The organism is Massilia agilis, from assembly GCF_024756255.1.
Classification (GTDB): domain Bacteria; phylum Pseudomonadota; class Gammaproteobacteria; order Burkholderiales; family Burkholderiaceae_D; genus Telluria; species Telluria agilis.
On record NZ_JANUHB010000001.1, the window covers coordinates 1,214,500 to 1,238,380 of the forward strand.

Consider the following 23,881-nt stretch of genomic DNA (forward strand, 5'->3'; position numbering starts at 1 on the left):
CCCCAAAACCCGCCGATTACACGCCGCGATCCCCGGGACTTGAGGGGGAAGCCGCAAATTTTTTCCACTCAAGTTTTCCGGTGCAAGCACGTTACCCACCTCAGCAGCGGTCTGATTGTCACGGAACAGCGTGGCAGACCAAAGTGAACAGGGCACGCCGCCCGCCCCGAAATAAGTTTGGAGAACAAACACCATGGCATCCGTCATTAATACCAACATCGCGTCGTTGAATGCACAGCGTAACCTGACCACTTCGCAGTCGTCGCTGAACACCTCGCTGCAGCGCCTGTCCTCGGGCCTTCGCATCAACAGCGCAAAAGACGATGCAGCAGGCATGGCCATTGCTGACCGCATGACCAGCCAGATCAACGGCCTGAACCAGGCCGGCCGCAACGCCAACGACGGCATTTCGCTGGCACAAACGGCCGAAGGCGCCTTGTCTTCGATCGGCGACAGCCTGCAGCGCATCCGCACCCTGGCCCTGCAGTCGGCCAACTCGACCAACTCGGCTTCGGACCGTTCCTCGCTGAACGCGGAAGTCCAATCGGCGCTGTCTGAAATCGGCCGCGTCGCCGGCACCACCCAGTTCAACGGCATCAACCTGCTGGACGGCTCGTTCCAGAACTCGCAGTTCCAGGTCGGCGCCAACGCCAACCAGACCATCAGCGTCAGCGTCGCCGGCGCCTCGACCAACCTGATCGGCGCTTACCAGCAGACTGGTACCGCCGTGTCGTCCAGCGCGTTCGACGGCAACAGCTTCAGCATCACCTCCAGCGGCAGCGCCAACGCGGTCAAGATCGGTGTGTCGGTGCAAACCGGCGCAACCGGCAACAACCTGGTCACGGCCGACTCGGCTGCAGCGAAAGCCGCCGCCATCAACGCCAAGTCGTCCGAGACCGGCGTGAGCGCCACCGCCACCAACTCGGTCGCCGGCGGCGCGCTGGTTGCCCGTTCGGGCCTGGCATCGGGCGACCTGGTGATCAACGGCGTGAAGATCGGTGCAATCGCCTCGAGCACCAGCGTTGTGACCCAAGGCAAGAACGCGGAAACCGCGATCAACGCCCAGACCTCGCTGACCGGCGTTACCGCCAAGGCTGACCTGTCCACCGGCCAGCTGACCCTGACCGCCGCAGACGGCCGCAACATCGACCTGAAAACCGGCGACGGCACCGCAGCGACCGCCAACAAGATCCAGAACGCCATCGGCCTGGACGTGTCGGCCGGCGCCAACGCCAGCGGCCACCGCACCGACGTGCTGACCCTGGCTGCCGGCGCGACCGGTTCCGGTACCGGCCTGGCAGTCGGCGACAAGGTGACCGTGGGCGGCCAGACCTATGAATTCGCCCTCACCGGCGGTTCGGTGACCTCGGGCAACGTCAAGGTCGACATCGGCGCCGCTACCGGCGGTACCGCTGCCGCAGCCGGCGACGCGCTGAAAGCTGCCGTGCAGGCGCAGTACGCTGCGGGCAACACCAGCGTGGTGGTCAGCGGTTCGGGCACCAGCCTGACCTTCACCGACGACAAGTTCGGTACCCAGGCTGCTACCTCGTTCACATCGGCTACCGGCGTGACCTCGTTCACCAACAGCGCCACCGGCACCGACGCGGCCGACGGCAGCGGCGTAACCACCCGCGGCACCCTGACCCTGAGCTCGGGCACCGGCTTCACGGTCCAGAGCGCCACGGACGCAGGCCTGTCGAACGGCTCGGCTACCCTGAGCACCATGTCGACGGTCGATATCTCGACCCTGGACGGCGCCAACAAGGCGATCGCCCTGGTCGACGGCGCCCTGAGCCAGGTGAACTCGATGCGCGCTAACCTGGGTGCAGTGCAGAACCGCTTCTCCTCGACGATCAGCAACCTGCAGACCTCGTCGGAGAACATCTCCTCTGCACGCAGCCGTATCCAGGACACCGACTTTGCAGCAGAAACGGCCAACCTGACCCGCGGCCAGATCCTGCAGCAAGCCGGTACCGCGATGCTGGCGCAAGCGAACTCGCTGCCCAACGGCGTCCTGAGCCTGCTGCGCGGCTAATCCCCGACAAGCAGTGCTTTGACGTGATCCCCGGCAGGCGTTTCGCCCGCCGGGGTTTTTTCGTAAGGAGACTGACATGGAACTGCGTACCAACGGTCCGACCCTGTCCACCATTAACCGCATGGCCGACAAGCCGCTTCCCGCTGCGGCTGCGCAACCGGCCGCCAGCGCCGAACTCGCCCCCGCCGCCACCAGCACCGCCCAGGCCGTCCAGCAGCCGGACGCCGCACCGCCCCAGGCCAAGCTGGACGAGGCGCTCAAGAGCATCAACAAATCCATGCAGGCGCTGTCTCAGGAGATCGAGTTCTCGATCGATCCGGACACCGACCGCACCGTCGTCAAGGTGGTCGACCAGCGCACCAAGGAAGTGATCCGCCAGATGCCGTCGGCGGAAACCCTGGAGATCGCCAAGGCGCTCGACCGCCTGCAGGGCTTGCTGATCCGGCAAGAAGCGTAAGTAGCGCAAACGACAAATAACGACGGAAACTGCCCTCTCAAGTCCGCTTGGGAGCTGCCGATAACTGGATATAGTTAAGTTTTTCCGCCAGGAGGCATTGTGGCCACTACATCCGGTGTCGGTTCGTCCGGTCTAGACGTAAACAGCATCGTCAGCCAGTTGATGGCGGTCGAGTCGCGGCCGCTGACCGCGCTGGCGCAGAAGGAAGCGGGGTACCAGGCGAAGATCGCGGCGTTCAACTCCGTCAGCGGCGCGCTCACCTCGTTCCAGGGCACGCTCAAGTCGCTCAGCGACCCCGAGCGCTTCCGCGGCGTGACCGCCAGCTCGGGCGACGCGACCATCTTCACCGGCACCGCCACCACCAAGGCCGTGGCCGGCAACTACGACGTCAACGTCACCCAACTGGCCAAGGCGCAGACCATCACCAGCGCCGGGCAGCTGACCATGAACGCGCCGGTCGGCGCCGGCACCAAGACCATCCTGACCTTCGATTTCGGCACCATCACCGGCGGCAAGCTGGCGGACGGCCGCTATGTCCAGGACGCTACCGCCACCCCGCCGGACCCGACCTTCACCGTGAACGACAAGAAGGCGGCCGGCACGCTCGTCATCGACAGCAGCAACAACAGCCTGCAAGGCATCCGCGACGCCATCAACAAGGCCGGGCTGGGGGTCACCGCGACCATCGTCTCGGACGGCAGTGCCAATCCTTACCACCTGGTGCTCACCTCGAACGACTCGGGTGCGGCCTCGAGCATGCGGATCAGCGTGGCCGGCGACAACGGCGCGCCCGACGCTGCCATCGCCGGGCTGCTCGCCTATGATCCGACCGGCACCCAGAACATGACCCAGACCGCCGCGGCGGCCGACACCAAGCTGTCCGTCAACGGCATTGCCGTGAGCAGCGCCAAGACCACGGTGGACGACGCGATCCAGGGCGTCACGCTGGACGTCCGCAAGATCGGCAGCAGCACGCTGTCGGTCGCACGCGACACCGATTCAGTGAAGGCCGCCGTCAACGGCTTCATCAAGTCCTTCAACGACCTGAACAAGACGATCAAGAGCGTCTCGTCGTACAACGCCGACACCAAGCAGGCCGGCCTGCTGCTGGGCGATCCGGCGGTGCGCGCGATCGAGAGCCAGCTGCGCGGCATGTTGTCGGACAGCCTCACCGGCGGCAACCTGACCAACCTCACCCAGCTGGGCATCACGTTCCAGAAGGACGGTACGCTGGCGGTCGATGACAGCAAGCTGAACAAGGCGATCGCCAACAACTTCGACGACATCGCCGGCCTGTTCTCGTCGGTCGGCACGGCCAGCGACAGCCTGGTCGAGTTCACCGAGTCGAGCAGCGCGACCAAGCCGGGCACCCGCTCGCTCTACATCAGCCAGCTGGCCACCCAAGGCAAGCTGGTCGGCGCGGGCGCGCCCTCCAGCCTGCAGATCATCGCCGGCAGCAATGATGAATTCGCGGTCTCGATCGATGGCGTCAGCTCGACCATCAAGGTGGCCGCCAAGACTTACGCCTCCAGCGCCGCGTTCGGCACCGCGCTGCAGGCGGCGATCAACAGCAGCAAGGACTTCGCGTCGCAAGGCGTGTCGGTGAGCGTGTCGGCAGCGGCCGACGGCACCTTGACCGTGCAGTCGGACCGCTACGGTTCGGCCTCCAAGGTCGCCATCGGCGGCAGCGGCGCCCCCAACATCTTTGGCGCCACCCCGAGCGCCACCGACGGCCAGGACGTGAAGGGCACGATCGACGGTGTCGACGCCACCGGCTCCGGCCAGGTGCTCAGCGGCGCCGCCGGTAGCACCGCGGCCGGCATGAAGATCACGATCAAGGGCGGCACCACCGGCAACCGCGGCAGCGTCACCTTCACCCAGGGCTTCGCCCAGCAGATCGGCGCCATGGTCGACAACTACGTCGGCACCAAGGGCATGCTCAAGTCGCAGACCGACGGCATCAACGTATCGATCAAGCTGCTGGACAAGCAGCAGGCCGCGCTGCAGGACCGCCTGACCATGACCGAAAAGCGGCTGCGCGCCCAGTACAACGCGCTCGACCAGGCGCTGGCGAGCATGGGCCAGACCCAGACCTACCTGACGCAACAACTTACGCAGATCTCGAATCTGTCCAAGTCTTCTTAAGCAGCTCGACATCAAGAGGAATATTTATGTTCGGTTCAATGAAAAAAGGCGCCAGCGCCTATGCAAGCGTGGGCATCGAAACTGGCGTGATGTCGGCCAGCCCGCACAAGCTGATCGTGATGCTGTTCGAAGGCGCGCAGACCACGCTGCGCATGGCCGTGCAGCTGATGCAGGCCGGCGACGTGCCGGGCAAGGGACGCGCGATCTCGAAAGGCATCGACATCATCCAGAACGGCCTGCGCGCCAGCCTGGACAAGAATGCCGGCGGCGAGATCGCGGCCAACCTGGACGCGCTGTACGCCTACATGATCGAGCGCCTGCTGCAGGCCAACCTGCACAACGACCCGGAACGCATCACCGAAGTGCTGCGCCTGTTGGGCGAACTGCACGATGCCTGGAAAGCGATCGCCCCGGTCGCGGCCAACGAACCGGCCGTGGCCAGCGCCGCCGCCCCCGGCAACGATGCGCTCGCACCGCGCAACACCTCGTTTGTGAGCGCGTGATGATGAACGGAGAAGAAGTGATCTCGATGTACCAGGGTCTGTCGGAGCTGACCGGCCAGATGCTGGCCTGCGCCAAGGTCGGCGACTGGGACCACATGGTGGAGCTGGAATCGCGCTGTGCCGACCAGGTGCAGGCGCTGCGCGCCGGCGAAGTGCTGGCGCCACTGAGCGGCGCCTCGCGCGAGCGCAAGGTCAGGATCATCCATGAGATCATGGCCAACGACCGCGCGATCCGCGACCTCGCCTCGCCGTGGATGACCGAGCTGTCGCGCATGCTGTCGAGCACCGGCAACGAACGCAAGCTGGCCGCCGCCTACGGCGCCGGAAACGGCCTCTGAACGTCCGCGCACGGCGCCGGTAACGCCGAGCGCCGCTGGAGTCGCCCATGCTGCCCCGCGATCCCGCCATCTCACCGGTGCTCCGCCCGGGGCCGGCCACCGCCGCCGAGGCGCTCGGCGACCCGCGCCAGCAGGCGTTCCAGCGCGCCCTCGCCGGCCAGCTCGGCAAGCCGATGCAGGCACACGTGCTGGCCCGCCTTGCCGACGGCAGCGCGGTGGTGCGGGTGGCCGACACCCAGGCGCGCATGATGCTGCCCGCCGGGGCCCAGGTCGGCTCCGACATTCCGCTCAAGCTGGTTGCCATCAACCCGCGCCCCACCTTTGAATACAGCAGCGGCGGCACCGCCGCCCTGATCGAGGCCACGCCCGCCCCGCCCGCCGGCCAGGCGCCTGCCGCCGCGCCCGCCCAGCCGGACGCGGAAGGGGCTGCGACCTTCATCCCGCACGGCGAAACCGGCCCCCTGCTGTACCGCCCGGACGGCAAGGCGCCGGCAAGCGCCGCCGGCGCCGCCGCCGCCAGCCAGGCGGCAGCAGCGGCGCGCGGGGCCGAACTCCAGCACCCGGCCCAGCCCGGCGACCCGTCCACCACCCTGAGCCCGGCCGGCAAGGTGATCGGCGAGGTGATGGCGGCGGTGATGCGGCTCGAGCATCCGGCGGCGGCAGTGACCGCCAGCACGCCGGCACTGGCCGCCCCCACGCCGGACGCGGCCGCGATCGCCCCGGCGCTCAGGCAGGCGCTGGGCAAAAGCGGCCTGTTCTACGAATCGCACGTGGCCGAGTGGGCGCGCGGCCAGCGCGACATCGCGGACCTGGCCGCCGAGCCGCAGATGGCCAGCCGCCCGGGCGCGCCGACCGAGCCGCAGGCGGCCGAACTGATCAACCTGCAGCTGGCGGCCCACGAAACCGGCCAGCTTGCGTGGCAAGGACAGCTCTGGCCCGGCCAGCCGATGCAATGGGAGATCCGGCGCGACGCGCCGCAGCGCGAGCCGGGGCGCGAGGCAGGAAGTGAAGCGGCCGACGCGCCGGTCTGGAAAAGCCGCCTGCGCCTGTCCTTCCCGGGCCTGGGCGAGCTGCAGGCGACGCTGGTGCTGGCCGCCGGCCAGGTGGCCGTGCGCGTGGAGCCGGAGCAGGAACAGGTGGCCGGCGTGCTGCGCGCCCAGGCCCGCGCGCTGTCCGACGCGCTGGAAGCGAGCGGCATTGCGCTCGCCGCCTTCGCGGTGATCCCGCGCGAGGCCGGCCATGAATGAGGAGCACAAGGGGCCGCGCCCGAATGCGGTGGCGCTGGCCTACGACGGTGACGGCGCCCCGAAAGTGGTGGCCAAGGGCCAGGGCCTGGTCGCCGAGCAGATCATCGAACGCGCGCGCGAAGCCGGCGTGTTCGTCCACCAGTCGCGCGAACTGGTGGGCCTGTTGATGGAAGTTGACCTGGACCGGGAGATTCCGCCGTCGCTCTATCGAGCAATTGCGGAACTGCTGGCGTGGCTTTATCATATTGAGTCCAACCAGCATCATCAACAGCTCGCGCTTCCGCCGGGCGCGAATATAACAACGCAGGACTGAGAGACAAGGCGGACCGAAGCAAATGGCTAATTCGGAACTGGACAACTGGCACGACTACCGTGTGGTGTCGCGCAGGGAAATCGTGGCCCTGCTGCGCCAGATCGCAGAGAAGAACCAGCTCGTGCGCATGCTGGTGCACGGCGAGGCCGACGTGTGCGTCACCTCGATCCTGGAAGTTGATCCGGACAACGACACGCTGGTGCTGGACCGCTCGATCGACCGCGACCAGAACCGCCGCATCCTGTCCGCCGGCAAGGTCTCGTGCGAGACCAGCCTGGACAAGATCCGCATCATGTTCAAGCTCGAGAACGTGCGCGAGACCGAATACGAGGGCAGCAACGCGCTCGAAGCGGACATTCCGGAAACCATGGTGCGCCTGCAGCGGCGCGAGTTCTATCGCATGGCAACGCCGGTGACCAACCCGGTGCGCGCGATCATTCCCCTGCCCGAGGAGCTCGGCGGCGGCACCGCCTCGTTCCCGCTGTCGGACATCAGCTGCGGCGGCATCGCCTTCCTCGACAGCAAGCACCAGCTGGGCGAAGCCATGGGCCGCACCTTCGAGGGCTGCCGCATCGACCTGCCCGACATCGGCCCGGTGGTCACCGGCCTGGAGATCCGCAACATGTTCGACGTGACGCTGCTGAACAACAAGACCAGCCGCCGTTTCGGCTGCATGTTTGTCAACATCTCGCGCGGCAACCTCTCCAACGTCCAGCGCTACATCACCCGGCTGGAGCGCGAACGCAACGCGCGCCTGGCCGGCCTCGGCTGAGCCGGCGCCGCGGCGCCGGAGCGCCGGTCAGACCTGCATGTTCATGATTTCATGGTAAGCCGAAACGAGCCGGTTACGCACCTGCACCGTGGTCTGGAAGCTGATGTTGGCCTTTTGCATCGCAATCATCATCTCCGGCAAGCTCACCGTATCGTCGCCCATCGCCACCCGCTGGCCCATCTGGTCGGCGCCCTCCTGGGCCGCGCTGACCTGCTGCAGCGACGTCTTGAGCGCCTGCGCGAAGTCGGCCTTGGGCGCGGCGGCCGGGCCCGGCGCGGCCACCGGGGACGCGGCCGGACGGGTGGCGGCAGCCTTGAGCTGCGCCATCATCGCCTCGATCCGGCTGCTGTCGATTCCACCCATGTTCATCTGATCCTCCTGTGTCGTGGCACGCCTTGCCCGCGCGGCGGACAAGCGAACTCAGGCTGTCAGAATAGCAGCATGATGGCAAGCCACAGTCCCGAGCAGGGGCGTAAATGCGCCTCTTTTTCGGCCTTTGAACCCACGCCGCCGGCCTGATAATGCCGGCTTAAATCCCCCTATCCCGAGACCACCATGGCAGCAGCGGAAGACGCCGACAACCAGCCGCAACCCTTTCTCCAGACCGCCTTTGGCCGCAATATCGTGCTGGGCGTGGTGGCGGCCGTCGCGCTGGCGGTGGCAGTGGCGCTGTGGATGTGGAGCCAGCAGCCGGAATACCGGGTGTTGTTCTCGAACTACAGCGACCGCGACGGCGGCGCCATCACGGCCTCGCTCGACCAGATGGGGGTCAAGTACAAGTTCTCCGAGGGCGGCTCGGCGATCCTGGTGACCGCCGACCAGGTGCACGACGTGCGCCTGAAGCTGGCCGCCCAGGGCCTGCCCAAGGGCGGCAACGTCGGCTTCGAGCTGATGGAAAACCAGAAGCTGGGCGTGTCCCAGTTCCTCGAACAGGTCAACTACCAGCGCTCGCTCGAAGGCGAGCTGGCGCGCTCGATCCAGTCGCTGGGCGCGGTGGCCAGCGCGCGCGTGCACCTGGCCATGCCCAAGCCGTCGGTGTTCGTGCGCGAACAGCAAAAGCCGACCGCCTCGGTGCTGCTGACCCTGCAGCCCGGGCGCGCGCTCGACCGCGGCCAGGTCTCGGCCATCGTGCACCTGGTCGCCTCCAGCGTGCCCGAGCTGACCACCGGGAACGTGACCGTGGTGGACCAGAACGGCAACCTGCTGTCCGACCCGAACAACGGCGCGGGCGCGCACCAGCTCGACCCCAACCAGCTCAAGTATGTCGAGCAGCTGCAGGCCAACATCGCCAAGCAGGTCGAGTCGATCATCACGCCGCTGGTCGGCCAGGGCAACGTGCGCGCCGAGGCGACCGCGGAAGTGGACTTCGCGCAGGTCGATACCGCGGCCGAGATGTACAAGCCGAACTCGCCGCCGGAACCGCAGGCGATCCGCAGCCAGCAGACCGGCGAGACCTCGCCCGCCCCGGCGCCGGCGTCGGGCGTGCCGGGCGCGCTGTCGAACAACCCGCCGAACAACCCGAACAACCAGCCCAACAACCCGCAGCAGAACGGCAGCACCACCGCCGCCGGCCAGCAAGCGCCGGCCAACCCGCAGCCGGCCAACAACACGCACCGCGAAGCCACCACCAACTTCGAGGTGGACAAGACCGTGCGCTACGAGCAAAAGCCGATGGGCGGCATCAAGCGCCTGACCGTGGGCGTGGTGGTCAACTACCGGCGCGTGATCGATCCGAAGACCGGCAAGGTATCGGCCACGCCGCTGCCGCCGGCGGTGGTGGCGCAGATCAATGAACTGGTCAAGCAGGCGATGGGCTACAACGCCGCGCGCGGCGACACCCTGAACGTGACCAACGCGCCGTTCGAAGGCGTGGACAAGCTGCCCGAGGTGCCGCCGGCGCTGGCCTGGTACCGCGATCCGGAGACGGTGTCGCTGGCGTCCACGGTCGGCAAGTACCTGATGTCGATCATCATCGTCGGCTTCCTGTACATGCGCTTCGGGCGGCCGCTGCTGCGCCGCTACGACGAAATCGCGGAGCCGCCGCCCGAGCCGGACCCGAACCTGGCCGCGCAAGAGCAGCGCGCCCTGCTTGAAGCCGAGATGGAAGAGGCGGAGGCGCACCAGCAGGCCAAGGGCTACCGCTCCAACCTGCAGATGGCAAAGGACCTGGCGCGCGACGATCCGCGCGTGGTGGCCAACGTAGTGAAGACATGGGTGGGTGCAAATGAATGACGAAGGGATCCAGAAGGCAGCGATCCTGATGCTCGCGCTGGGCGAGGCCGAGGCGGCCGAGGTGATGAAGTTCCTCGGCCCGAAGGAAGTGCTCAAGCTGGGCGCCGCGATGGCAACCATGCGCCAGGTGCAGCACGAACAGGTGGTCAAGGTGCTCGAGTCGTTCCGCGAGCAGACCGACCTGAATTCGACCGTGGGCCTGGATTCGGACGAGTACATCCGCCAGGTGCTCACGCGCGCGCTGGGCGACGACAAGGCCTCCGTGCTGCTGTCGCGCATCCTGGGCGGCAAGGACGCCTCCGGCATCGAGAGCCTGAAGTGGATGGACGCCTCGTCGGTGGCGGAGCTGATCCGCAACGAGCACCCGCAGATCATCGCCACCATCCTGGTGCACCTGGAGCGCGACCAGGCTTGCGAGATCCTGGGCCACTTTTCCGACCGCCTGCGCAACGACGTGGTGCTGCGCATCGCCACCCTGGACGGCGTGCAGCCGGCCGCGCTGCGCGAGCTGAACGACGTGCTGACCAAGCTCTTGTCGGGCAACGAGAACATCAAGAAGTCCTCGCTGGGCGGCATCCGTGCGGCCGCCGAGATCCTCAACTTCATGAGCGGCGAGCAGGAATCGTCGGTGATGGACAACATCAAGAACTACGACAACGACATGGCGCAGAAGATCATGGACGAGATGTTCGTGTTCGATAACATCATCGACATCGACGACCGCGGCATCCAGCTGCTGCTGCGCGAGGTGCAGTCCGAGATGCTGATCATCGCGCTCAAGGGCGCCAGCCAGGACCTGCGCGACAAGATCTTCAAGAACATGAGCCAGCGCGCCGCCGAGATGATGCGCGAGGACCTCGAATCGAAAGGGCCGGTGCGCCTGTCCGAGGTCGAGTCGCAGCAAAAGCAGATCCTGCAGATCGTGCGGCGCCTCGCCGACGAAGGCCAGATCGTCCTGGGCGGCAAGGGCGAGGACTCGTTCGTCTGAGCTGAAAGCACATGCAAAAAGAACTCCAAACCGCCTACCAGCGCTGGGAACTGGCCTCGTTCGGCGACGAACGCCCGGCCGCCGTGGCGCGCCGCGCCGCCGAGCAGGAAGCCGTGGTCGCCGCGCCCAAGCTGCCGACCGAAGCGGAAATCGCCGCGATCCTGGAAAACGCGCGCGCCGAGGGCCTGGCGCTGGGCCGCGCCGCCGGCCACGCCGAAGGGCTGGCCCAGGGCCGCGCCGAAGCCACCGCCGAACTGCAGCGCCTGCGCACCATCGCCGACACCTTCGGCCAGGCCGTGGCGCGCGCCGACGAGACCATCGCCAGCGACGTGCTCGACCTGGCGCTGCACCTGGCGCGCGGGATGGTGAAAACCGCGTTCGAAGTGCGGCCCGACCTGATCATCCCGGTGGTGCGCGAGGCGATCGAATACCTGCCGGTGCTGCAGCAGCCTGCCCTGTTGATGCTCAACCCGCTGGACGCGCCGGTGGTGCGCGCCGGGATCGGCGAAGAGCTTGAAAAGGGCGGCTGGCGCGTGGTCGAGGACGCGCAGGTCGGGCGCGGCGGCTGCAAGATCGACACCGCCAGCAACCAGATCGACGCCCAGGCCGCCACCCGCTGGCAGCGCCTGTCGCACGCGCTGGGCAAGAACGTGGACTGGCTCGAGCCGTGAGCGAAACCGCCGCCCCTGACGTCCACACCGCGCGCTGGAAGAGCTTCCTGCGCGACTGCGGGGCCGTGCTCGATTTCGTCGAGCCGATGCAGGTCTCGGGGCGCGTCACCCGCGTGGCCGGCCTGGTGATGGAGTGCGTGGGCCTGCGCCTTGCCGTGGGCAGCGCCTGCACCATTCCCGTGGCCAGCGGCGCGCGCATCGAGGCCGAGGTGGTCGGCTTCGAGGGCGAGCGCCTGTTCCTCATGCCGCAAAGCGATGTCGAAGGCGTGCTGCCCGGCGCGCGCGTGTTCCCGGTGGAGGCGGCCGTGCCGCGCCCCGGCAGCGTGCCGCACCCGCGCCGCCGGCCGAGCGACCGCGCGCGCCACCTGCCGGTGGGCAGCAAGCTGCTGGGCCGGGTGGTGGACGGCGCCGGCCGCCCGCTCGACGGCCGCGGCCCGCTTGGCACCGACGAAGTGGCGCCCATCAACGCGCGCCCGATCAACCCGCTCGACCGCGCGCCGATCAGCACCACCCTGGACGTCGGGGTGCGCGCCATTAATTCGATGCTGACCGTGGGCCGCGGCCAGCGCCTGGGCCTGTTCGCCGGCACCGGCGTGGGCAAATCGGTGCTGTTGGGGATGATCGCGCGCTACACCAGCGCCGACGTGATCGTGGTCGGCCTGATCGGCGAACGCGGCCGCGAGGTCAAGGAATTCATCGAACAGATCCTCGGGCCCGAGGGGCTGGCCCGCTCGGCCGTGGTGGCCGCCCCGGCCGACAGCCCGCCGCTGATGCGCCTGCAGGGCGCGGCCTACGCCACCGCGATCGCCGAACACTTCCGCGACCAGGGCAAGAACGTGTTGCTCATCATGGATTCGCTGACCCGCTACGCGATGGCCCAGCGCGAGATTGCGCTGGCGATCGGCGAGCCGCCCGCGACCAAGGGCTACCCGCCGTCGGTGTTCGCCAAGCTGCCGGTGCTGGTCGAACGCGCCGGCAACGGCGTGGAAGGCGGCGGCTCGATCACCGCGTTCTACACCGTGCTCTCGGAGGGCGACGACCAGCAGGACCCGATCGCCGACGCCGCGCGCGGTATCCTGGACGGCCACATCGTGCTCGACCGGCACCTGGCCGAGGCCGGCCACTACCCTGCCATCGACATCGAGCAGTCGATCAGCCGCGCCATGCACTCGATCACCTCGACCGAGCACCAGCAGGCGGCGCGGCGCCTGAAACAGCTGTACTCACGGTTCCAGCGCTCGCGCGACCTGATCTCGGTGGGCGCCTACGCTGCCGGCAGCGATCCGGTGCTCGACCAGGCCATCGCGCTGCACGACAAGATCGAGGCTTTCCTGTGCCAGGAAATCCACGAGCGCTCGGCCATGCCCGAGAGCTTGGGGCAACTTACCTCTCTATTCCACTGATCGAAGCGCGCGGCCGGGTCCTATACTTTGACCCATCATGGCCAACCCTTCAGCCCTCGATACCCTGACTGAACTGGCCCAGCGCGAGTCCGACGAAGCGGCCAAGCGGGTCGGCGCGGCGCGGCGCGCGGTGGAAGAAGCACAGCAAAAGCTGCAGATGCTGCTCGGCTACCGCGACGAATATGCGCAGCGCCTGGACGCGGCCCAGATGGCGGGCATCACGCCGCACGCGTACCACAACTTCGTGGCCTTCGTGGGCAAGCTGGACCACGCCATCGCCGGCCAGCAGGAAGTGCTGCGGCACGCCGAGGCGCGTATCGCGCTGGAGCAGAAGGCATGGCAGCAGTGCGAGCGCAAGCGGCTGTCCTACCGCACCTTGAGCGAGCGGGCGGCGCGCGAGGCGCTCAGGGTGGAGAACAAGCGCGACCAGAAGCTGATGGACGACCACGCGGCGCGCACGGTGTACTACAAACGTTGACGGCGGATTCGACATGCAGACCAACCCATTACTGAACCTGAACCCTGGCGCGAACGTCAACGGCGCGCCGCAGCGCGCCAGCGCCGACGCCGGCAACGGCGATGGCCAGTTCAGCGCCGCCCTGTCGCGCGAGATGGGCGGACGCAGCCAGGCGGCCTCCCAGCAGCCGCACGCCAGCCAGGCCGACAAGCCGGCCGCGGCCCAGCCGCCACAGCCGGCCAAGCCACAGCAGGCGGCGCCGGCCGACGCCGACAGCAAGCCCCAGGGCACGGCCGAGGCCAGCACCAAGGACGGCGCGGACGAAGCCGCCCAGGACAGCGCCGCCGCGGCCGACGCCAGCGGCGCGGTGCCGATGGCCGACATGCTGGCCATGGTCGCCAACTTCAACCAGTTGCTCAAACAAGGCGCCGCCGCGCCTGGCGCTGCGCCGGCGGCACACGCCAAGGCCACCGCAACGGCGACCGACAAGGCGCTGCCGCAGCTTGCCGCACTGGCCACTGCGGCGCAGGGGGAAACCGCGCCGGCCCAGCCAGGCGCCACGCCCGACGCGGCGGCCCGCTTCGCCGCCCTGATGCGCGGCGCGCAGCGCCCCGCCACCGAATCGGCAAGCACCACCGCGACGGCGGCGGCCGCCCGCGCCGCAGCCGACGAAACCGGCAAGGCGAAGGCCACCAACGCCAGCGCCAGCGGCCAGGACCTGGCGGCGCAGGCGGGACAGGCGCCGTCGCACGCCCCCAGCGCCGCCCCCGGCATGGCGCCGGATGCGGCGGCGGCCAACGCCGCGGCGGCCGCACCGGAACAGATGCGCCTGGAGCAGCTGGCCGCCGCCGCCGAGCGCCGCGACAACGCACAGGCACAGGCAAGCGCCCAGCTGCTTGCCGCCACCCAGGCGCCGGCGGCCGCGCCCGTGGTGGCGCAGGCCGTCGCGGCCAGCGAACACCTGGGCGCGCGCGTGGGCACCCCGGCCTGGGACAACCAGGTCGGCCAGAAGATCGTATGGATGGTGGCCGGCGGCGAACAGAGCGCCTCGCTCACCCTCAACCCGCCCGACCTGGGACCGATGCAGGTGGTCCTGTCGGTGACCGGCGACCAGGCCAGCGTCGCCTTCTCGTCCAACCAGCAGGAAGTGCGGCACGCCCTGGAAAACGCGCTGCCGCGCCTGCGCGAGATGATGGGCGAGAGCGGTATTTCGCTGGGCAGCGCAACCGTCAGCACCGGCATGCCGGATGGGCGCCAGGCGCAGGGCGAGTGGAGCGGCCAGGGCGGATCGGGCGCGCGCATGGCCGATGGCGGCAGCGCGCCGGCCTCCGACGTGGCTGCCCCGCGCACGGCGACGCGCACGACGGTCCTGGGCGAGCGCGGCATGGTCGATACGTTTGCGTGAGTTGGACGCGTGGGCAGGAGAACCTGCCCACCCTACCAAACGCCAAGCGCCCAAACCAAGCTCGCGCCACGGTGGAACCAGCATGAGCGGACTGGCAACGAAGAGCGCAAAAACGGCGATCTGATCGCCCTTCGCCCCTCTTTTCGGGGCTTTTCGCTGCTCAGTTACTCCCGATAATGACATAATGTCGGCACGATCCACTTGAAAGCCCAGAGGTATCTTGAAAGCGAATTCCAAAACCAAGGCTGACCCGAAAGACGATGCAGGGTCCCCGAACGTCAAGAAGAAGCTGATCGGCATCATCGCCGGCGCCGTGCTGGTGCTCGCGCTCGGTGGCGGCGCGGGCTGGTACTGGGTGCAGTCGGCCAGCCAGCCGAAGGAACACGCGGCCGCCAAGGCCGAACCGCCCGAGTACATCCAGCTCGACCCGTTCACCGTCAACCTGCAGCCGGAGAACGGCGACCAGTACCTGCAACTGCAGTTCACCCTGCAGGTGGCCAATGCCGAAGCGGCGGAGCAGATCAAGGCCAACATGCCGATCGTGCGCAACCGCGTGCTGCTGCTCCTGTCGGGCAAGCACGCGTCCGAGATCAACACCGTAGAGGGCAAACGCCAGCTGGCCAGCGAAATCGTCGCCTCGGTCAAGCAGCCGTTCGCCGCCAAGGGTCCGCAGCAGCCCGTGAACGACGTGCTGTTCACCTCCTTCATCATCCAGTAGCAGCAGTACCATGGCCGATAATTTCCTCTCCCAGGAAGAAGTCGATGCCCTTCTCAAGGGCGTCAACGGCGACCAGGACGATGTCGTCGCGGTCGAAGACACTTCGGGAGTTCGCACCTACAACCTGGCAACGCAGGAGCGGATCGTCCGCGGCCGCATGCCGACGCTCGAGATCATCAACGAGCGCTTCGCCAGGTACCTGCGGGTCGGCCTGTTCAACTTTTTGCGCAGGAGCGCCGAGGTCTCGGTCGGCTCGGTGCGGGTCGCCAAGTACAGCGAATTCATTCGCAACCTGGTGGTGCCCACCAACCTGAACCTGATCCACATGAAGCCGCTGCGCGGCACCGCGCTGATGGTGTTCGACCCGGGCCTGGTGTTCCTGCTGGTCGATAACCTGTTCGGCGGCGACGGGCGCTTCCACACCCGCGTCGAAGGACGCGACTTTACCCAAACCGAGCAGCGCATCATCCTGCGCATCCTCGACATCGTGTTCGAGTCGTACGGCAAGTCGTGGGAGCCGGTGTACCCGGTGCAGTTCGAATACATCCGCTCCGAGATGAACACCCAGTTCGCCAACATCGCCACCCCCAACGAGGTGGTGGTGTCCTCGACCTTCACGGTCGAACTGGGCTCGGTGTCCGGCCAGATCCACTTCTGCATGCCGTACTCGATGATCGAGCCGATCCGCGACGCGCTCACCTCCAGCCTGCAGGGCGAGGCGCTCGAGGTGGACAAGCGCTGGATCCGGCTGATGACGCAGCAGATCCAGGTCGCCGAGGTCGAGCTGGTGGCCACGCTGGGCCACGGCCGCACCACGTTCGACGAGCTGCTCAACATGAAGATCGGCGACGTCGTGCCGATCACCGTGCCCGAGACGATCCAGGCCACGGTGGACGGCGTGCCGGTGATGGAATGTTCGTACGGCGTGTTCAACGGCCAGTACGCGCTCAAGGTGGAGAAGCTGCTCTCGACCGCCGAGCACCAACAAGGTGGCAACACAGGAGAATAAGCAATGTCTGATACCCAGGACGACCAGAACCTCGACGACGATTGGGGCGCGGCGATTGCCGAGCAGGCCGCTGCCGAAGCGGCCGCCCTCGAGAAGCAGCAGGCGGCGCAGGCCGCCGTGTTCAAGGACTTCTCCAACAAGGGCGCGCGCAACGAGACGCCCAACGACATCGACTTCATCCTCGACATCCCGGTGCAGCTCACCGTGGAGCTGGGCCGCACCAAGATCGCGATCAAGAACCTGCTGCAGCTGGCGCAGGGCTCGGTGGTGGAGCTGGACGGCCTGGCCGGCGAGCCGATGGACGTGCTGGTCAACGGCTGCCTGATCGCGCAGGGCGAGGTGGTGGTCGTGAACGACAAGTTCGGCATCCGCCTGACCGACATCATCTCGCCGTCGGAGCGCGTGCGGAAACTGAATAAATGATTTCAGCGATTCGCCGTTTCGTAGGGTGGGCACTCGTGCCCACGCGGGCACACGCGACGCGCGCACGTAGCGCGTGGGCACGAGTGCCCACCCTACGGGCGGCGGCGGCGCTTGCCTTGGCGGCCGGGCTTTGCCTGCCGTCGTACGCACAGGTCCAACAACCGGGCGCCGTAAGCGACCAGGCACAAACCAGCGCCAGCGTGGCGACGGCGCCGCAGGCAAGCACGCCCGCCCCCGCGCCGGCCCAGCCGGCGCCGCAGGCCACCTACCAGCCACCCGCCGCGCCTGCCGCCGGCGGCCTGCTGCAAACGCTGCTCGCGCTGTGCTTCGTGCTGGCCCTGCTGGCGGGCCTGGCCTGGCTGGCCAAGCGCTTCGGCCCGCGCGCCATGGGCGGCACGGCCAACCTGCGCATCGTCGGCGCCCTGTCGCTGGGCGGGCGCGAACGCATCCTGGTGGTCGAAGTGGCCGACCAGTGGATCGTGGTCGGCGCCTCCCCTGGCCGCGTCAACGTGCTGTCGACCATGCCCAGGCAGGAGCTCCCGCCCGCGCCCCCGGGCATGGCCGCGAGCGTGCCGGCCGGCTTTGGCGACTGGCTCAAACAGACCCTTGAAAAACGTAATGCGAAATAAGAATCTCCTGCTGGCGGCGGGCATGCTGCTCCTGCCGCTGGCGGCCGCCGCCGCGCCCGGCATCCCCGCCTTCACCAGCACCCCCGCCGCCGGTGGCGGCACCAACTACTCGCTGCCGGTCCAGACGCTGCTCCTGATGACGGCGCTGTCGTTCATCCCGGCCGCGCTCCTGATGATGACCAGCTTTACGCGCATCGTGATCGTGCTGTCGCTGCTGCGCCAGGCGCTGGGCACCCAGACCGCGCCGCCCAACCAGGTGATCGTCGGCCTGTCGCTGTTCCTGACGCTGTTCGTGATGGGGCCGACCTTCGACAAGGTCTATACCGAGGCCTACCAGCCGCTGCAGGAGAACAAGATCCAGATGGACGAGGCCATGCAGCGCGGCGCCGCGCCGCTGAAGGCCTTCATGATCAAGCAGACCCGCCAGTCGGACCTGGCCCTGTTCGTGAAGATCTCGCATAGTCCCGCCCTGCAGGGGCCGGAGGACGTGCCGCTGCGCGTACTGATCCCGGCCTTCGTCACCAGCGAACTGAAGACCGCGTTCCAGATCGGCTTTGCGATCTTCATCCCGTTCCTGATCATCGACATGGTGGTCGCCTCGGTGCTCATGTCGATGGGTATGATGATGATGTCGCCGGCAGTGATCTCGCTGCCGTTCAAGCTGATGCTGTTCGTGCTGGTGGACGGCTGGCAGCTGCTGCTCGGCTCGCTCTCGCAGAGCTTTTACTAGGAACGGCCATGACTCCCGAAACCGTCATGACCATGGGCCGCACCGCGATGGAGGTGACGCTGATGGTCGCCGCGCCGCTGCTGCTGGTCGCGCTCATCATCGGCCTGATCGTCTCGATCTTCCAGGCCGCGACGCAGATCAACGAGGCCACCCTGTCCTTCATCCCCAAGCTGGTCGGCATTTTCGTCGCACTGGTGATCGCCGGGCCGTGGATGCTGTCGGTCATGCTCGACTACATGCGCCAGGTCTTTTCCGGCATCCCCGGCATGATCGGCTAGGCTCGCCGCCTCGCGCATGATCAGCTTCACTTCGGTCCAACTGAACGCCTGGATGGCGGCCTTCCTGTGGCCGCTGACGCGCATCCTCGGCCTGGTGGCGGCCGCGCCGGTGTTCGGCAACACCGCCATCCCGGTCACGGTCAAGGTCTCGTTGGGGGCGCTCATCACGCTGGTGGTCGCGCCCACCCTGCCGCCGATGCCGGCGATCGATCCCGGCTCGTGGGCGGGCCTGTTGATCCTGCTGCAGCAGCTGGTGGTCGGGCTGGCGATGGGCTTTGCGATGCGCCTGGTGTTCGCCGCCATCGAGCTGGCCGGCGAAGTGGCCAGCCTGACCATGGGCCTGGGCTTTGCCACCTTCTTCGATCCGTCCTCGTCGGGCCGCTCGTCGGCGATCAGCCAATTCCTGGCGCTGGTGTCGATGATGGCCTTCCTGGCGGTGAACGCGCACCTGGCGCTGCTGTCGGCGCTGGTCGAAAGCTTCTTCACGCTGCCGGTGGGCGGGCCGCCGTTCGGCGCCAATGGCCCGCTCGAGCTGGCGCGCTGGGGCGCGCGCGTGTTTTCCGCCGGCTTCCAGCTGTCGCTGCCGATCGTGGCGGCGCTCCTGATCACCAACGTGGCGCTGGGCATCCTGACCCGCGCCGCGCCGCAGCTGAACCTGTTCGGCATCGGCTTTCCGGTCACGCTGGGGGTGGGCCTGCTGGTGATCAGCCTGGTGCTGCCCTACCTGGGCACGCCGATCGTCAACCTGTTCAACCAGGGCATCGAGGAAAGCCGTGCGATCCCGCGCGCGAGCCAGACCAAGGCGCCGGCACAGGCAGCGATCCCCGCCCTGTCCGGGGCGAAGGCGCCAGTGGCGCCGTAAAACAAAAAGGCTCCCGCGCGGGGGAGCCTTTGAGCCAAGAGCGGCGAGCGCCGGCGTCAGCCGATGTAGTTGAACAGCGACAGCCCGGACATCACCTTGAACGACTTCTGCGCCGCTTCCAGCGCGCTCTGCTGCTGCGAGAACATCGAGATCGCCTTGACCACGTCCAGGTCCTGCAGGTCCGACAGCGTGCTCGCATACTGCAGGTCGAGCTGGTCGCCGGCCGTATCCAGCGTGTCCAGTTCCTGCAGCCGCACACCCACCGACGACTGCACCGTCAGCGCCGTGTCCATGGCAGTGGTCACGTTGTCGTTGGCGACCGCCAGCGCATTGGCCAAACCGGTCTGTCCGTTGGTGCCGGAGACCGGCGAGCGCAGGGTCTGCACCAGGTCCTGCAGGGTCGTGAAGACGGACTGCTTCTTGATCGCGTTCACGTCGAACTGGTCGCCGTCGGCCGGCGCGCCCTTGACGGTCAGCTGCAGGCCGTCGAACACGATCGGGTCGCCGTCCACATAGGGTTGGGCGCTCTTCACGGTGGCGGCGGGAACCTGGCTGTTGTCGATCACGTCGTAGGTGGTGCCGGTGCCGGTCACCGTGAACTTCAGCGCGTAGTCATGCCCGGTCAGCTTGCTGCGGTCGAGGATCATGCTGCTGTCCAGCGTGGCGGCGCCCGTGTTGCCGGCCGCCGCGCCGGCCTTGAAGGTGCCGATGGCCGCCACGTTGTTCTCGAAGATCGCGCTGCCCGAATCGCTGATCGACACCGTGCGCGACGGGCCGATCTGCAAATCGCGCTGGCCTTGGTCGCCGTTGTAGGTGGCGCCGGTGGCGGTCTGGGTGAACGGCGCCGTCTTGACCTCGTAGCCCGAGAACAGGTAGGTGCCCGAGCCGTCGGTGGTGTTGGCCAGGCCGATCAAGTCCTTCAGGCGCCCCTCCAGTTCGGTGGCCAGCGAGTTGCGGTCGGTTGGCGACAGCGCCGGGTTGCCGGCCCGGACCACCAGCGTCTTCACGTTGGTCAGCAGGTTGGCCACGTTCGACAGGGCACCATCCTCCTGCGCCAGCGAATTGCGCGCGTTGGTGCGGTTGGTCGCGAACTGCTCGTTCATCGCCTGCGACTGGGTCACCTCCAGCGCGCGCGCCGAGGCCACCGGGTCGTCCGAAGGCGTGAGCAGGCGCTTCTGGGTGGACAGCTGCATCTGGGTCTTGGCGAGCTGGCCCTGCAGGCTGTTCATCTGGTTGATGCTGGCGTCGAAGATGCCGGCGGTACTGATACGCATGGACTGGAGCTCCGCTGATTAGTGTCCGATCGACAGCAGTGCGTCGAATACGCTCGACGCGATCTGCATCACCTTGCCCGCTGCCTGGTAGGCCTGCTGGTAGCGCAGCAGGTTGGTCGCCTCCTCGTCCAGGTTCACGCCCGACACGCTTTGCGCCGCGGCGGTCGCCTGCGACAGCATGGCGTCGGCCGCCTGGCCGTTGACCTGCGACTCGCGCGCCTTGTTACCCACAAAGCTGACCAGCTTGGCATAGCTCGACTGGTAGGTGGCGTTCTTGTTGTCGAAGATATTGGTGCTCTGCAGGCTGCCCAGCAGGTTGGCGTTGCGCACGTCGCCGGTGGCGGTGTTGGTGCTGACGACGAAGGTATCCTTGTCCTTGGCGCCGGCGCTGATCGTGAACGTCATGCCGTTCTGCGAATAGGTCGCGCCGGCGGTGGCGTAGGGAATTGCGGTCGGCGCGGCCGGCGGCGGCGATGCCGGGTAGGTGGTGCTCGTACCGTTCACCGTCACCGTCACCGGCTTCGCCGGGTCGAAGCCGGTCAGGTTGCCGCTGGCCGCGTCGTAGGTCAGCGTCATCGGCAGTGTCGGCGCGGCGGACAGGAAGCTGGCGTCGATCGAGCCCGGGCTGATGGTGGCGGTGCCGGTGTTGGTCACCGGCGCCTTGGCGGAGATCGGCGCGGCCGCCGCGATCTGCGAGGTGTCGGTCAACGCCACCGCGAAGCCCGAAGCGCCGTTGATGGTCGGCCGCACCAGGAAGTTGTCGCCGGCGGAAGCCGAGCCGGACACTGCGAAATCCACGCCGTCGATGGTCTGCGGCTTGGATTGCGGAAATGGCGCGATGGTGGTCTTCTTGTTGTCCGACAGGCGCGTGACCATGAAATTGGCGCCGTCGTAATCGACCCGGTAGTCGCTGCCCGTCAGCGCGGCCGGGTTGCTGATGGTGGCATCGACCTTGGCGCTGCTGAGCTGGTTGTTGTAGATGTTGCTGGTGGTAACCGGCTTGGCCAGCGTGAAGAAATCGCCGCCCGGCAGGCCGTTCTCATCCACGCCCAGCTTGTGCTGCGCATTGAAGGTGAAGGCCAGGCCGGCCGCCACCTTGCCCAGCTCGTTCTGGGTCTTGTCCAGCACGTTCGTGCGGAAATCGAGCAGGCCGCCCAGCTCGCCGCCCTGCAGCGTGCTGTCGCCCAGCACGGTAACCTTGCCGTTGGCCGTTTGCAGGCCCACCTCGGTACGCGCCTGGTCGGTCGGCGAGGTGGTCACCGCCAGCTTGTAGGACTGCTTGCCTACCACCAGCGGCATGCCGTTGCCGATCGAAACCGTCAGGCTGAAGCCGTCGCCTTGCGACACCTCGGCCTTCACATGCTGGTTCAGTTCGCGCACCAGCTGGTCGCGCTTGTCCAGCAGGTCGTTCGGCAAGTGCTGGCCGTCGCCGGACACGCCGGTGATCTGGTCGTTCAGGTCGGCGATCTGCTGGGCGTAGGAGTTGATGACGGTGACGTTGGCCGCGATCTGGCTGTTGATGCCTTCGCGGATCTCCTGCAGCCGGCCGTCCATCGCCTGGAAGCGCCCGGCCAGGGTCTGGGCCCCGGACAGCATCGACTGGCGCGACTGCACCGAGGCCTGGTTGCCGGCCACGTCCTGCACGCGCTTGAAGAAGGCCTGCAGCGCGGGCGACAGGCCGGCGCTGCTGTCGGCCAGCAGGTTGTCCAGCTGGCTGATCTGGGCGTTGAAGGCATCAAAGGCGCTCTTGGCCGTCTGCGAGCTGCGCACCTGGGTGTCGAGGAAGGAATCCGAAAAGCGCTTGATCTGGGCCACCTGGGTGCCAGTGCCGAAAAAGCCCACACCCATGTCCACCGGCACGGTGGTGGACTGCACCACCACCTGGCGGCTGTAGCCGGCCACGTTGGCGTTGGCGATGTTGTGCCCGGTCGTGGACAGGCCGGCCTGTGCCGCGAACAGTGCGCTCTTGCCGATACTGAGGATATCTCCAGCCATGGTCGTCTTTTCTTTCCTTCCTAAGGCGTTTTCGGCACGGCTACCGGAAACTTGACTTGTTCAACTAACAATTACGCCAGCGAATGCTTGATAATCTGGGACAGCTTGGCGGCATATTGCGGGTCGGTCGCGTAGCCGGCGCGCTGCAGGCCGCGCGCAAAGGTCGCCGCGTCGCCGCCGTGCGCCAGCACGCGCTGGTAGCGCGGGTTGCTGGCGAGCATGTTGGCATAATCCTTGAAACCTTCCGCGTACGAGTCGTAAGCGCGGAACTTTTCGACCTTGGCCTGGGCCTTGCCATTGACGTATTCGGTGGTGACGGCGGTGACGACCTTGCCCTTCCAGCCGGGGCCGGCCTTGATGCCGAACAGGTTGTGGCTCGGGCTGCCGTCGGCGTTGCGGATCTCGCGCTTGCCCCAGCCCGACTCCAACGCGGCCTGGCCGAGCATGAACTTGGCCGGGATGCCGGTCGCCTTCTCGGCTTCGTCCGCGTGCGCGGCCAGCTTGTCCTGGAACGAGCGCACGTGCGGCGCCTTCGACCGCGATGCCGCCGCCGGGGCTGCATCGGCCTCCGCCGCCGCGGGCAGCGCGCCCGGCGTCTTCATCAGCATGTCGGCGGACAGGCCGGCCGGCATGGTGCCGCCGGCGCCGGCCTCGCCCGACAGCGCCAGCGCCTGGGCATTGACTTTGTTGGCGGTCAGCTGGCGCACCAGCACGTCGGCCAGGCCGACGCCGCGCTTGGCCAGGTTCTGGCTCATCTGCTGGTCGAGCATGCCGGTGAACATGCGGGTCTGCTCGCTGTCCATCGGCCCGTCCTTCGGCGTGGCGTCGCGCATGCTCTTCATCATCATGTTGATGAACATGGCCTCGAACTGCTGGGCCGCGCCGCGCAGCGCGTCCGGCGAGCCGTCCTTGGCCCCCTGCTTCAGGTCGCCCAGCGCCTGGGCGTCGAGTGCAAACCGCGAGGACAGGTCGGAGGTCTTGTTGATGCTCATCCGGC

At 67.6% G+C, this 23,881-nt stretch carries 25 protein-coding genes; 21 read left to right on the forward strand and 4 right to left on the reverse strand.

Going from position 1 to position 23,881, the window contains the following annotated elements:
- Positions 1 to 193 precede the first annotated feature (193 nt).
- The 8 genes from NX774_RS05490 to NX774_RS05530 all read left to right on the forward strand — a co-directional run bounded on the left by NX774_RS05490 (position 194) and on the right by NX774_RS05530 (position 7,810).
- Complete coding sequence (locus NX774_RS05490; RefSeq protein ID WP_258821145.1) at positions 194 to 2,035, forward strand: flagellin N-terminal helical domain-containing protein; 1,842 nt, start codon at positions 194 to 196, stop codon at positions 2,033 to 2,035.
- A 76-nt stretch (positions 2,036 to 2,111) separates the two neighbouring features.
- Positions 2,112 to 2,492 carry a flagellar protein FlaG gene (locus NX774_RS05495; RefSeq protein WP_258821146.1) on the forward strand — a complete coding sequence of 127 codons (381 nt, stop codon included), beginning with the start codon at positions 2,112 to 2,114 and terminating at the stop codon, positions 2,490 to 2,492.
- 99 nt (positions 2,493 to 2,591) lie between these two features.
- Entirely contained in the window at positions 2,592 to 4,637 is a 2,046-nt protein-coding gene (gene fliD / locus NX774_RS05500; protein ID WP_258821147.1) for a flagellar filament capping protein FliD, read from the forward strand.
- 26 nt (positions 4,638 to 4,663) lie between these two features.
- Complete coding sequence (gene fliS, locus NX774_RS05505; RefSeq protein WP_258821148.1) at positions 4,664 to 5,140, forward strand: flagellar export chaperone FliS; 477 nt, start codon at positions 4,664 to 4,666, stop codon at positions 5,138 to 5,140.
- Positions 5,140 to 5,478 carry a flagellar protein FliT gene (locus NX774_RS05510; RefSeq protein WP_258821149.1) on the forward strand — a complete coding sequence of 113 codons (339 nt, stop codon included), beginning with the start codon at positions 5,140 to 5,142 and terminating at the stop codon, positions 5,476 to 5,478. The genes fliS and NX774_RS05510 overlap by 1 nt, the downstream gene beginning before the upstream one ends.
- 47 nt (positions 5,479 to 5,525) lie before the next feature.
- On the forward strand, positions 5,526 to 6,725 hold the full coding sequence (gene fliK, locus NX774_RS23365; protein ID WP_307731103.1) for a flagellar hook-length control protein FliK: 1,200 nt from the start codon (positions 5,526 to 5,528) through the stop codon (positions 6,723 to 6,725).
- Positions 6,718 to 7,038 carry an EscU/YscU/HrcU family type III secretion system export apparatus switch protein gene (locus NX774_RS05525; RefSeq protein WP_258821150.1) on the forward strand — a complete coding sequence of 107 codons (321 nt, stop codon included), beginning with the start codon at positions 6,718 to 6,720 and terminating at the stop codon, positions 7,036 to 7,038. Before fliK ends, NX774_RS05525 begins: the two co-directional genes overlap by 8 nt.
- 22 nt (positions 7,039 to 7,060) lie before the next feature.
- Positions 7,061 to 7,810 (forward strand): flagellar brake protein, encoded by a 750-nt coding sequence (locus NX774_RS05530; protein ID WP_258821151.1) that lies wholly within the window; start codon positions 7,061 to 7,063, stop codon positions 7,808 to 7,810.
- Positions 7,811 to 7,837: 27 nt separating this feature from the next.
- On the opposite strand, the gene fliE is transcribed toward NX774_RS05530, so the two are convergent.
- Positions 7,838 to 8,179 carry a flagellar hook-basal body complex protein FliE gene (gene fliE / locus NX774_RS05535; protein ID WP_258821152.1) on the reverse strand — a complete coding sequence of 114 codons (342 nt, stop codon included), beginning with the start codon at positions 8,177 to 8,179 and terminating at the stop codon, positions 7,838 to 7,840.
- 186 nt (positions 8,180 to 8,365) lie between these two features.
- Between fliE and fliF the strand changes: the two genes are divergently transcribed.
- From fliF to fliR, 13 genes are all read left to right on the forward strand, one after another.
- On the forward strand, positions 8,366 to 10,042 hold the full coding sequence (gene fliF, locus NX774_RS05540) for a flagellar basal-body MS-ring/collar protein FliF (protein ID WP_258821153.1): 1,677 nt from the start codon (positions 8,366 to 8,368) through the stop codon (positions 10,040 to 10,042).
- Positions 10,035 to 11,030, forward strand: coding sequence for a flagellar motor switch protein FliG (gene fliG / locus NX774_RS05545; RefSeq protein WP_258821154.1), 996 nt, complete (start codon positions 10,035 to 10,037; stop codon positions 11,028 to 11,030). Before fliF ends, fliG begins: the two co-directional genes overlap by 8 nt.
- An 11-nt stretch (positions 11,031 to 11,041) precedes the next feature.
- The gene (locus NX774_RS05550; RefSeq protein ID WP_258821155.1) at positions 11,042 to 11,701 is read left to right on the forward strand and encodes a flagellar assembly protein FliH; all 660 of its coding nucleotides are present in this window, start codon (positions 11,042 to 11,044) and stop codon (positions 11,699 to 11,701) included.
- The gene (gene fliI / locus NX774_RS05555; protein WP_370660405.1) at positions 11,686 to 13,104 is read left to right on the forward strand and encodes a flagellar protein export ATPase FliI; all 1,419 of its coding nucleotides are present in this window, start codon (positions 11,686 to 11,688) and stop codon (positions 13,102 to 13,104) included. Before NX774_RS05550 ends, fliI begins: the two co-directional genes overlap by 16 nt.
- Positions 13,105 to 13,141: 37 nt before the next feature.
- A complete protein-coding gene (fliJ, locus tag NX774_RS05560) occupies positions 13,142 to 13,582 on the forward strand; it encodes a flagellar export protein FliJ (protein WP_258821156.1) in 441 nt (146 codons plus the stop codon).
- Positions 13,583 to 13,595: 13 nt separating this feature from the next.
- On the forward strand, positions 13,596 to 14,966 hold the full coding sequence (locus NX774_RS05565; RefSeq protein WP_258821157.1) for a flagellar hook-length control protein FliK: 1,371 nt from the start codon (positions 13,596 to 13,598) through the stop codon (positions 14,964 to 14,966).
- A gap of 220 nt (positions 14,967 to 15,186) precedes the next feature.
- Complete coding sequence (gene fliL / locus NX774_RS05570; RefSeq protein ID WP_258821158.1) at positions 15,187 to 15,684, forward strand: flagellar basal body-associated protein FliL; 498 nt, start codon at positions 15,187 to 15,189, stop codon at positions 15,682 to 15,684.
- 10 nt (positions 15,685 to 15,694) lie between these two features.
- Positions 15,695 to 16,693, forward strand: coding sequence for a flagellar motor switch protein FliM (gene fliM, locus NX774_RS05575; protein ID WP_258821159.1), 999 nt, complete (start codon positions 15,695 to 15,697; stop codon positions 16,691 to 16,693).
- A 3-nt stretch (positions 16,694 to 16,696) separates the two neighbouring features.
- The gene (fliN, locus tag NX774_RS05580; RefSeq protein ID WP_258821160.1) at positions 16,697 to 17,116 is read left to right on the forward strand and encodes a flagellar motor switch protein FliN; all 420 of its coding nucleotides are present in this window, start codon (positions 16,697 to 16,699) and stop codon (positions 17,114 to 17,116) included.
- A gap of 116 nt (positions 17,117 to 17,232) precedes the next feature.
- A complete protein-coding gene (fliO, locus tag NX774_RS05585) occupies positions 17,233 to 17,745 on the forward strand; it encodes a flagellar biosynthetic protein FliO (RefSeq protein WP_258821161.1) in 513 nt (170 codons plus the stop codon).
- Positions 17,735 to 18,475, forward strand: a complete 741-nt coding sequence (fliP, locus tag NX774_RS05590) for a flagellar type III secretion system pore protein FliP (protein WP_258821162.1) — start codon at positions 17,735 to 17,737, stop codon at positions 18,473 to 18,475. The genes fliO and fliP overlap by 11 nt, the downstream gene beginning before the upstream one ends.
- A gap of 8 nt (positions 18,476 to 18,483) precedes the next feature.
- Positions 18,484 to 18,753, forward strand: coding sequence for a flagellar biosynthesis protein FliQ (gene fliQ, locus NX774_RS05595; RefSeq protein ID WP_258821163.1), 270 nt, complete (start codon positions 18,484 to 18,486; stop codon positions 18,751 to 18,753).
- Positions 18,754 to 18,769: 16 nt separating this feature from the next.
- Complete coding sequence (gene fliR, locus NX774_RS05600) at positions 18,770 to 19,615, forward strand: flagellar biosynthetic protein FliR (RefSeq protein WP_258821164.1); 846 nt, start codon at positions 18,770 to 18,772, stop codon at positions 19,613 to 19,615.
- A gap of 56 nt (positions 19,616 to 19,671) precedes the next feature.
- Here the strand turns inward: fliR and flgL are convergent, their stop codons facing one another.
- The 3 genes from flgL to flgJ form a co-directional block, all read right to left on the reverse strand.
- Positions 19,672 to 20,889 (reverse strand): flagellar hook-associated protein FlgL, encoded by a 1,218-nt coding sequence (flgL, locus tag NX774_RS05605; RefSeq protein WP_258821165.1) that lies wholly within the window; start codon positions 20,887 to 20,889, stop codon positions 19,672 to 19,674.
- 18 nt (positions 20,890 to 20,907) lie between these two features.
- Positions 20,908 to 22,884: a flagellar hook-associated protein FlgK gene (gene flgK / locus NX774_RS05610; RefSeq protein ID WP_258821166.1), complete on the reverse strand. Its 1,977-nt coding sequence runs from the start codon at positions 22,882 to 22,884 to the stop codon at positions 20,908 to 20,910.
- Between the two features lie 71 nt (positions 22,885 to 22,955).
- Positions 22,956 to 23,876 (reverse strand): flagellar assembly peptidoglycan hydrolase FlgJ, encoded by a 921-nt coding sequence (gene flgJ, locus NX774_RS05615; protein ID WP_258821167.1) that lies wholly within the window; start codon positions 23,874 to 23,876, stop codon positions 22,956 to 22,958.
- Positions 23,877 to 23,881: the final 5 nt, after the last annotated feature.

Excerpts from the sequence above, each read along its gene's own strand:
- fliR (WP_258821164.1), top strand. The coding sequence starts at position 18,770 with ATGATCAGCTTCACTTCGGTCCAACTGAACGCCTGGATGGCGGCCTTC.
- fliF (WP_258821153.1), top strand. The coding sequence starts at position 8,366 with ATGGCAGCAGCGGAAGACGCCGACAACCAGCCGCAACCCTTTCTCCAG.
- NX774_RS05490 (WP_258821145.1), top strand. The coding sequence starts at position 194 with ATGGCATCCGTCATTAATACCAACATCGCGTCGTTGAATGCACAGCGT.
- fliP (WP_258821162.1), top strand. The coding sequence starts at position 17,735 with ATGCGAAATAAGAATCTCCTGCTGGCGGCGGGCATGCTGCTCCTGCCG.
- NX774_RS05495 (WP_258821146.1), top strand. The coding sequence starts at position 2,112 with ATGGAACTGCGTACCAACGGTCCGACCCTGTCCACCATTAACCGCATG.
- fliG (WP_258821154.1), top strand. The coding sequence starts at position 10,035 with ATGAATGACGAAGGGATCCAGAAGGCAGCGATCCTGATGCTCGCGCTG.
- fliJ (WP_258821156.1), top strand. The coding sequence starts at position 13,142 with ATGGCCAACCCTTCAGCCCTCGATACCCTGACTGAACTGGCCCAGCGC.
- fliN (WP_258821160.1), top strand. The coding sequence starts at position 16,697 with ATGTCTGATACCCAGGACGACCAGAACCTCGACGACGATTGGGGCGCG.
- fliE (WP_258821152.1), bottom strand. The coding sequence starts at position 8,179 with ATGAACATGGGTGGAATCGACAGCAGCCGGATCGAGGCGATGATGGCG.
- fliS (WP_258821148.1), top strand. The coding sequence starts at position 4,664 with ATGTTCGGTTCAATGAAAAAAGGCGCCAGCGCCTATGCAAGCGTGGGC.
- NX774_RS05530 (WP_258821151.1), top strand. The coding sequence starts at position 7,061 with ATGGCTAATTCGGAACTGGACAACTGGCACGACTACCGTGTGGTGTCG.
- fliK (WP_307731103.1), top strand. The coding sequence starts at position 5,526 with ATGCTGCCCCGCGATCCCGCCATCTCACCGGTGCTCCGCCCGGGGCCG.
- flgJ (WP_258821167.1), bottom strand. The coding sequence starts at position 23,876 with ATGAGCATCAACAAGACCTCCGACCTGTCCTCGCGGTTTGCACTCGAC.
- fliQ (WP_258821163.1), top strand. The coding sequence starts at position 18,484 with ATGACTCCCGAAACCGTCATGACCATGGGCCGCACCGCGATGGAGGTG.
- flgL (WP_258821165.1), bottom strand. The coding sequence starts at position 20,889 with ATGCGTATCAGTACCGCCGGCATCTTCGACGCCAGCATCAACCAGATG.
- NX774_RS05550 (WP_258821155.1), top strand. The coding sequence starts at position 11,042 with ATGCAAAAAGAACTCCAAACCGCCTACCAGCGCTGGGAACTGGCCTCG.
- NX774_RS05525 (WP_258821150.1), top strand. The coding sequence starts at position 6,718 with ATGAATGAGGAGCACAAGGGGCCGCGCCCGAATGCGGTGGCGCTGGCC.
- flgK (WP_258821166.1), bottom strand. The coding sequence starts at position 22,884 with ATGGCTGGAGATATCCTCAGTATCGGCAAGAGCGCACTGTTCGCGGCA.
- NX774_RS05565 (WP_258821157.1), top strand. The coding sequence starts at position 13,596 with ATGCAGACCAACCCATTACTGAACCTGAACCCTGGCGCGAACGTCAAC.
- NX774_RS05510 (WP_258821149.1), top strand. The coding sequence starts at position 5,140 with ATGATGAACGGAGAAGAAGTGATCTCGATGTACCAGGGTCTGTCGGAG.
- fliM (WP_258821159.1), top strand. The coding sequence starts at position 15,695 with ATGGCCGATAATTTCCTCTCCCAGGAAGAAGTCGATGCCCTTCTCAAG.